Origin of the sequence: Vibrio sp. V01_P9A10T6 (assembly GCF_963877065.1) — a bacterium.
Taxonomy (GTDB): domain Bacteria; phylum Pseudomonadota; class Gammaproteobacteria; order Enterobacterales; family Vibrionaceae; genus Vibrio; species Vibrio anguillarum.
In genome coordinates, this window is sequence record NZ_CAWNTB010000155.1 from 20,219 (window position 1) to 27,182 (window position 6,964).

Sequence of the window (6,964 nt, forward strand, 5' to 3'; positions counted from 1 at the left end):
AGAACGATGTTTAGCGATTGCGCCCCCATTATTGAGAATGAATATCAGTTAGAATCAATTCAACATGAATGTAAGAAGGTGAAACCATGATGCAACACGTTTCCGAATGGTTAGAAAAAGATCCCGATCCTAAAACTCGCCAAGAACTACAAGCACTAGTCGATCAGCATCAGTTAGATGAGATAAAAGCTCGCTTTCAATCACGCCTTGAGTTCGGCACCGCGGGTTTACGCGGCATGGTGGGATGCGGCCCTAATCGTATGAACCGTCTGGTAATTCAAGAAACGGCGACGGGTTTAGGACACTATCTCATTCAACAAGTCAGCAATGCCAAAACACGTGGGGTTGTGATTGGCTATGATGGCCGGCCAGATTCTCAGCAATTTGCACACGATACCGCCTCCGTACTCGCCGCGCTGGGGATCAAAGTGTATCTCACGCATAAAGTGGCACCGACCCCAGTAGTCGCTTTTGGGGTAAAACACTTTAATGCCGCCGCCGCAGTCGTAGTCACCGCCAGTCACAACCCACCCGAATACAATGGCTTCAAGGTGTACTGGGAAAATGGTGCACAGATTATCCCGCCCCACGATTCTGGTATTGCAGCAGAAATCGACTTAGCGGCAACGCGAGCTATTTCTCTGATGCCGTTAGACAACGCGCACCAACAAGGCCTTTTGCAATGGCTAACAGAAGAGTATTACCAAACTTACCGTCGTACCCTCAATCAAAGCCCATTGTTGAACCACCACACTGATCCGCAATGCCTTACCATTGCGTATACCGCGATGCATGGTGTCGGCGCTGAGATGGCTGAAACTTTGCTGCATGACGCTGGGTTTACCCATGTCATCAGTGTGGAAGAACAACGCGAACCAGATGGCCGTTTCCCGACCGTCAACTTCCCGAACCCTGAAGAGCCGGGGGCGATGGATATGGTCATCGCGCTAGCCCATGCCCAAAATGCCCAGTTGGCCTGCGCCAATGACCCAGATGCCGACCGATTTGCCGTTGCCGTACAACGCGCGGATGGTCAATACCAAATGCTGACTGGCGATCAAGTTGGCACACTATTTGGGGACTATTTGCTCTCCAAAACTGATGCCTCAAAGCAGTTGGTTGGCAACACCATCGTCTCATCCAGTTTACTCGGTAATATTGCGCAGGCGAAAGGTGCAAAATACTACCAAACCTTGACTGGCTTTAAATGGTTGACCAACGTGGCGATGCAACAACAAAGCGATGAACAGCAGTTCTTATTCGCCTATGAAGAAGCATTGGGTTACACCATAGGGCAAACCGTTTGGGATAAAGATGGCCTTTCGGCCATGGTGACATTTGCACAACTAGCGGCCGAATTATACAGCCAAGGTAAAACTATTTGGGATCAACTCGAAACCATTTACCGCCAGCACGGTTTTTACATTAATGCACAACGTAGCATTAAGTTAGACCCTAACTCACCGCCGATCGGTGACAAGCTTCGCGCCACACCGCCAACGGAAATCGCCGGTAGAAAAGTGCTCATGACCGACGATCTCAAATCACTAACACGTTATATTGCCGATGGAACAACGCAAGCGATTCAACTTCCTGCTAGCGATGTATTGACCTATCACTTGGAAGGCGGAGCGAGAGTGATTGTGCGCCCGTCGGGCACTGAGCCTAAATTGAAATGCTATTACGAGGTCATCGGAGCCTTCGAAGCAGAAGAAGATTTCGCCAGCGCCGAGAAAAAAGCCGACGAGCAAATGGCGATGCTCATCGCAGAACACCAACACAGCTTGTAACGCTCATTGCCGGACAAGCACAACGAAATAACAGGCCGTCTTCAGTTCATTGTTGGCGGCATTTTTATTTCATCTGTTTAGGTGAACAATGCCTGCGACTACAACGCTCTTTTCCCTCCAGTGGATGACAGTTGTATGCGCAATTTTGTACAAAACCATTCTGAATAAATCGGCTACACTGGTTGTTGCAAAAAGGTAGGATATGAAATGCCCAAGCAGAAAAGCAAAAAGAGAGAACTAGCCAAGTTTTATATCGCTAATGAACTTGGCGGAATTGAGCTTCTCGATGCACAATACGAAACACAAAACTTTTCGCGCCACAGCCACGAAGGGTACACGGTGGGAGTTATTGAACGCGGTGCTCAACGATTTTACCGCACCGGTGGTCATCATATTGCTCCACAAGACAGCATTATTTTGGTTAATGCCGAAGAAGTCCATAATGGCCATTCTGCTGTAAAAGGTGGTTGGGCCTATAAAGCCATGTACCCACTTCCAGAACAATTTAGTACCGTGCTTCAAGAGTTAGGTTCCTTTAACTCATGCGCTCCTTATTTTCCAGAACCCGTAGTCTACGATCCTGAATTAGCAAACCAATTTCGTTTAGTTTTTGATACGTTAGAGCAGTCGAGTAACCGTCTATTACGCGAAACATTAGTGTACGCGACCCTAACCAAACTGGTAGCACGTCATGCCAAAAGTCCTCCTATCTCACTACCTAAAACTAAAATTCAGCAGTCGCTCTATACGGTTAAAGAATTCTTAGATGACTTTCCTCAGGCCGATGTCTCATTAGAAGATTTATCAAAACTAGCTGGAGTTAGCCCCTATCATTTGGTTCGTTCATTTCAAAAAATGTATGGCTTCCCACCGCATGCCTATCAAATTCAAGCGCGGTTGCGTTATGCTAAAACACTATTGAGAAGTGGTCATCCCATTTCAGATGCTGCGCAAGAATCTGGGTTTCATGACCAAAGTCATCTACATCGCCACTTTAAGCGTGCAATGGGCTTAACGCCAAAACAGTTCTTAGCCAAATAGCAAGCGCAATTTTGTACAATCGCTTGACCCAACCTTGTGGCTTGATAGATTCATCACTTCCAGCAAAGGAATTACTATGGATAGCACACTATTGAACCACGTACATTTGGAACCTAGAGGTCGCCTCTTTGGGCAAGGCGCACTGGCCATGCTACCGCTGAGTATTGCCGTTTTACCATGGGGCTTATTGGCGGGATCATTTGCGATTGAAAGTGGCTTAACCGTATTAGAGAGCCAGGCACTCTCTGCGGTTTTATTTGCAGGATCAGCGCAACTCGTCGCCACGGGGATGTTTAAAACAGGTGCAGGGCTGTTGACTCTGCTGATCACCACATTTTTCATCACTTCTCGCCATTTTCTCTACAGCGTTTCCATGCGCAGCAAAATCAGCCCACTCCCGACACGTTGGCGTTTAATTCTGGGTTTTCTGCTCACTGATGAGCTGTTTGCGGTCTGCGGACAACAAAATGAAAAACAGTTTAACCGTTGGTACGCGCTTGGTGCGGGTTTAAGCTTCTATTTAGTTTGGAATTTGGCCACACTGGTCGGCATTATTGCCGGCAGCTACATCCCCGCTTTAAACGAGTTGGGGTTGGAATTTGCAGTCGCGGCTACTTTTATCGCCATTGTCATTCCGAACATTAAAAACATACCGATACTCGTTGCTGTCATCAGTGCCCTAGTGTTGTCGGTAAGCCTGACTCTTTGGCAAGTTGAAGGTAGCTTAATGCTAGCAAGCATTGGCGCAATGTGTGCAGGTTATGTTTCTGAAGTTTTACTCTGTTCGAGCAGGAGGAACCAACGATGATTCTGCTTTCTATCCTCGCCATGACCGCTTTGGTCTTTATGAGCCGTTATCTGTTCTTAGAGCCTAAATTACCGCTGCGTCTCAACCCAGTTATCCAGCGCTTACTCACTTATTCTAGCCCTGCTGTATTAACTGCTATTTGGGCTCCGATTGTGTTCCTGCCAGAGCAAACACTTTGGCTTGATCGCCATAATCCCTACTTGTGGGCCGCAGCATTAGCGGGACTGATTGCATGGAAAACCAAGAATGTCCTGCTGACCACGATCATCAGCATGGCGACTTTCTTTTTGCTAAATTTAACGCTCTTAGCCCATTAAAGACAGAGGCTGCGGTGAATACTGATAATAACCGCAGCCCGAATAGCGCAAATCAGTTTTATTGCGCTAGCCATTCAATCTCGATTAAGGTCTGCTCTCCACATTTAAGACGCCCTAAAAAGAGATCGCCACAATGCACTTCTCCAACTCCTTGTGGCGTTCCGGTCATCACAACGTCACCATCACGCAGTGATGTGTAAGATTTCAGCTCTTCTAAAATGATGGCGGGTGAATAGATCATTTGGTTTACACCGCCGCACTGAACCCGAACACAGTTGATGAATAGCTCTAACTGCAACTTATTGATATCGATACCATGCAGTGGCACAAATCGGCTAAGTACAGCCGAACCATCAAATGCTTTCGCCCTCTCCCAAGGTAAACCTTTTGCTTTAAGCTGAGATTGCAGTACCCGCTTAGTCAGATCTAACCCCAAACCAACCGCGCTATATTGACCTTTTTTGATCAAAAAACAAATTTCAGCTTCATAGTGAAGCGTCTCTTGGTGAAACGAGGATAGAGTGGTTGTAATGCTCGTATTGGGTTTATTAAATACCACCATTTGTTCTGGTATTGTGTTATTAAGCTCTTGAATATGTTCAATATAGTTCCGTCCAACACACAACACTTTAGACGGGGTTATCTTCTGTTTATCCAAACGAACCGAATACATATACTCTTCCTTGAGATGACTAAGATCGTCGAGTTTACCTCATCTACAGCGCGAGTGAATGGATTTGCATCTTCATTAGATAAAAGTAAGATCTTCGACTCAAAATTCATGGCACCTTGACTATTTTGAACATCACTACATAACATTCTCTTTAATAAATCATCAATAAAAACAACATGTAAACATCATGAATCAGTAATTAAACATTCATTTAAAACATCTACTTTACTCACATCAAACCGTTCGAGCACTGAAGCTCATTGATTATGGATAAGGTAAATAAAATGAAAAAAGCAACAATCGCAACCGCAATTCTTACAGCATTGGTATCAGGTTCTTCTTTTGCTGCGACCGTTTACAAAGCGGATGGAAATGAGCTTAAAGTTGGTGGACGTGCAGAATTTCGTGGCGATTTCGGTGGTGATGACAAAGGCAAAGAAATTGAAGGCACGATGAAAAACAAAAGCCGTGCGCGTTTGAACATTACAGGCTCAACAGAAATCTCTGACTCTTTGAAAGGTTTTGCAACCTATGAAGCAGAGCAAACGGTTAATTCCTCCGCCAGCAACGATAAGAATTCTGATTTCAACCAACGTTACCTATTTGCAGGTTTACAAGCTGATTTTGGTGCTATTTCTGTCGGCCGCCAAGATACGGCTGGCGTGCAAATTTCTCAAATGTCAGACATCGGTACTTATACTGGCGCTCAAAAAGAGTTCATCAACGCAGGTAATGAGCAAATCAACAACACCTTCCTCTACGCAGCTACATTTGATGCCCTCAATGTGACAGCAAGCTTTATTGCAGGCGAAGAAAAAGACACCGATGGCTTTGGTCTTTCTGCAATTTATAACTTACCTATCGGCCTTGGTTTAGGCTTGGGCTACGCAAGCAACGATAATGGCACAGGCCAAGGTGCGGCGAATCAAATTATTGCCGGTGTAAATTACACGTTGGACGATTTGTACTTAGGCCTGACCTATACACAAGGGGATTTGGACGATAAAGCGAAGAGCGAATTCAACGGGATTGAATTTGCTGCGCAATACAAAATCACAAGTAACTTCCGCTTGATTGGGGTGTATCAAAAAACGGAAAATGAAACTGCAAACGTCACAACGACGAAAAGTGATTTTGCTGAGTTGACAGGGCGTTATGATTTCAATAAATCAATCTACACTTACGTTGCCTACAAAATGAACAACCTAGATAAAAAAGACCTCGGCACTGCGTATGATGCAAAAGACTCTATTCGCCTAGGTCTACGTTACAACTTCTAATTTTAATTATACGAACGCATATACTCCCTAAGGATTTTGTCCTTTTGGCCAGGCACTCGCTTGGCCTTTTTTATTTGCCGGTATTGCACCACAATGAAACACATTGCACTAGGCTAGACCATGCTTAACAGAACCAACAATATAAGTTCACTATTTTTCAATAAGTTAAAGGTGGCACACAACCTGCTATGGAATAAGTACAAATGCATGGCAGCGTTTGTGCTTCTTTTCAGTGCTAAGGCAGAGCACTGGCCGTTCATGTTCTTTCGCCCTCTTTTTAAGGGGGCTTTTTTTATCCCATCACCACAGCCCATACGCAAAATGTTTGGCGTTTCAGACAAGTGGGAATCAGCAGGGATAACACTTGCTCAAATTTATTGAACCACTCTATTCATTTCAGAGATTGGTTTAACGCTGATAAGTCAGTATGATTCAACGACTTTTTCTATAACCCTCTTCTCTATGACCAAAATACTTCACCACCCAATCCAAGGGGCAAGTTGGATGCTAATCGCAGGCCTCGCCTTTGCGATAGTCAATAGCCTTGCTCAAGTCGCCAGTATCAATTACGGCCTGTCATCTACCACGGTGGCGCTGGTTCAATATGCCATCGCGTTAGTCGTTATTTTGCCGTATTTATCAACGTTAGGGATCCGCTACTCGCTGCGCACCGAGCATTTAAGCATGCATATTTTCCGTGTGTTTTTATCTGTGATTGGAATACAACTCTGGTTATGGGCACTCGCCTATCCCGTACCCATTTGGCAAGGTATTGCACTGCTGATGACCTCTCCTCTGTTTGCCACGATTGGCTCAGGCATTTTTTTAAAAGAGAAAGTGGGTACAGCACGCTGGGGAGCAACATTAACTGGCTTTGTCGGGGCGATGATCATCCTTGAACCTTGGGCTGACGATTTCAACTGGGCATCGTTGCTGCCTGTTGGCGCGGCATTTTTTTGGGCTTGTTACTCTTTGATGGTGAAAAAACTGTCTGCCCATGACTCACCGTCTACTATGGTGGTCTACCTTTTGGTACTGATCACACCGTTCAATCT

At 45.3% G+C, this 6,964-nt stretch carries 7 protein-coding genes; 6 read left to right on the forward strand and 1 reads right to left on the reverse strand.

The window, feature by feature from the left end; genetic code table 11:
• The first annotated feature begins 86 nt into the window (after nt 1-86).
• The 4 genes from AACQ21_RS10300 to AACQ21_RS10315 all read left to right on the forward strand — a co-directional run bounded on the left by AACQ21_RS10300 (nt 87) and on the right by AACQ21_RS10315 (nt 3,956).
• Complete coding sequence (locus AACQ21_RS10300; RefSeq protein ID WP_105977547.1) at nt 87-1,790, forward strand: phospho-sugar mutase; 1,704 nt, start codon at nt 87-89, stop codon at nt 1,788-1,790.
• A 207-nt stretch (nt 1,791-1,997) separates the two neighbouring features.
• Nucleotides 1,998-2,831: an AraC family transcriptional regulator gene (locus AACQ21_RS10305; RefSeq protein WP_105977548.1), complete on the forward strand. Its 834-nt coding sequence runs from the start codon at nt 1,998-2,000 to the stop codon at nt 2,829-2,831.
• Nucleotides 2,832-2,907: 76 nt separating this feature from the next.
• A complete protein-coding gene (locus tag AACQ21_RS10310) occupies nt 2,908-3,639 on the forward strand; it encodes an AzlC family ABC transporter permease (RefSeq protein ID WP_026027571.1) in 732 nt (243 codons plus the stop codon).
• Entirely contained in the window at nt 3,636-3,956 is a 321-nt protein-coding gene (locus tag AACQ21_RS10315; protein ID WP_013868095.1) for an AzlD domain-containing protein, read from the forward strand. The genes AACQ21_RS10310 and AACQ21_RS10315 overlap by 4 nt, the downstream gene beginning before the upstream one ends.
• A gap of 58 nt (nt 3,957-4,014) precedes the next feature.
• On the opposite strand, the gene AACQ21_RS10320 is transcribed toward AACQ21_RS10315, so the two are convergent.
• Nucleotides 4,015-4,629 carry a fumarylacetoacetate hydrolase family protein gene (locus AACQ21_RS10320; RefSeq protein ID WP_013868096.1) on the reverse strand — a complete coding sequence of 205 codons (615 nt, stop codon included), beginning with the start codon at nt 4,627-4,629 and terminating at the stop codon, nt 4,015-4,017.
• A 284-nt stretch (nt 4,630-4,913) separates the two neighbouring features.
• Between AACQ21_RS10320 and AACQ21_RS10325 the strand changes: the two genes are divergently transcribed.
• Nucleotides 4,914-5,909, forward strand: coding sequence for a porin (locus AACQ21_RS10325; protein ID WP_181185601.1), 996 nt, complete (start codon nt 4,914-4,916; stop codon nt 5,907-5,909).
• A gap of 462 nt (nt 5,910-6,371) precedes the next feature.
• Nucleotides 6,372-6,964: DMT family transporter (locus tag AACQ21_RS10330; RefSeq protein WP_105977552.1), on the forward strand; the 593-nt coding region annotated here is incomplete at its 3' end.

Bases quoted from the DNA above. Each gene is read 5' to 3' on its own strand.
- AACQ21_RS10310 (WP_026027571.1), top strand. From the start codon at position 2,908: ATGGATAGCACACTATTGAACCACGTACATTTGGAACCTAGAGGTCGC.
- AACQ21_RS10325 (WP_181185601.1), top strand. From the start codon at position 4,914: ATGAAAAAAGCAACAATCGCAACCGCAATTCTTACAGCATTGGTATCA.
- AACQ21_RS10315 (WP_013868095.1), top strand. From the start codon at position 3,636: ATGATTCTGCTTTCTATCCTCGCCATGACCGCTTTGGTCTTTATGAGC.
- AACQ21_RS10305 (WP_105977548.1), top strand. From the start codon at position 1,998: ATGCCCAAGCAGAAAAGCAAAAAGAGAGAACTAGCCAAGTTTTATATC.
- AACQ21_RS10300 (WP_105977547.1), top strand. From the start codon at position 87: ATGATGCAACACGTTTCCGAATGGTTAGAAAAAGATCCCGATCCTAAA.
- AACQ21_RS10320 (WP_013868096.1), bottom strand. From the start codon at position 4,629: ATGTATTCGGTTCGTTTGGATAAACAGAAGATAACCCCGTCTAAAGTG.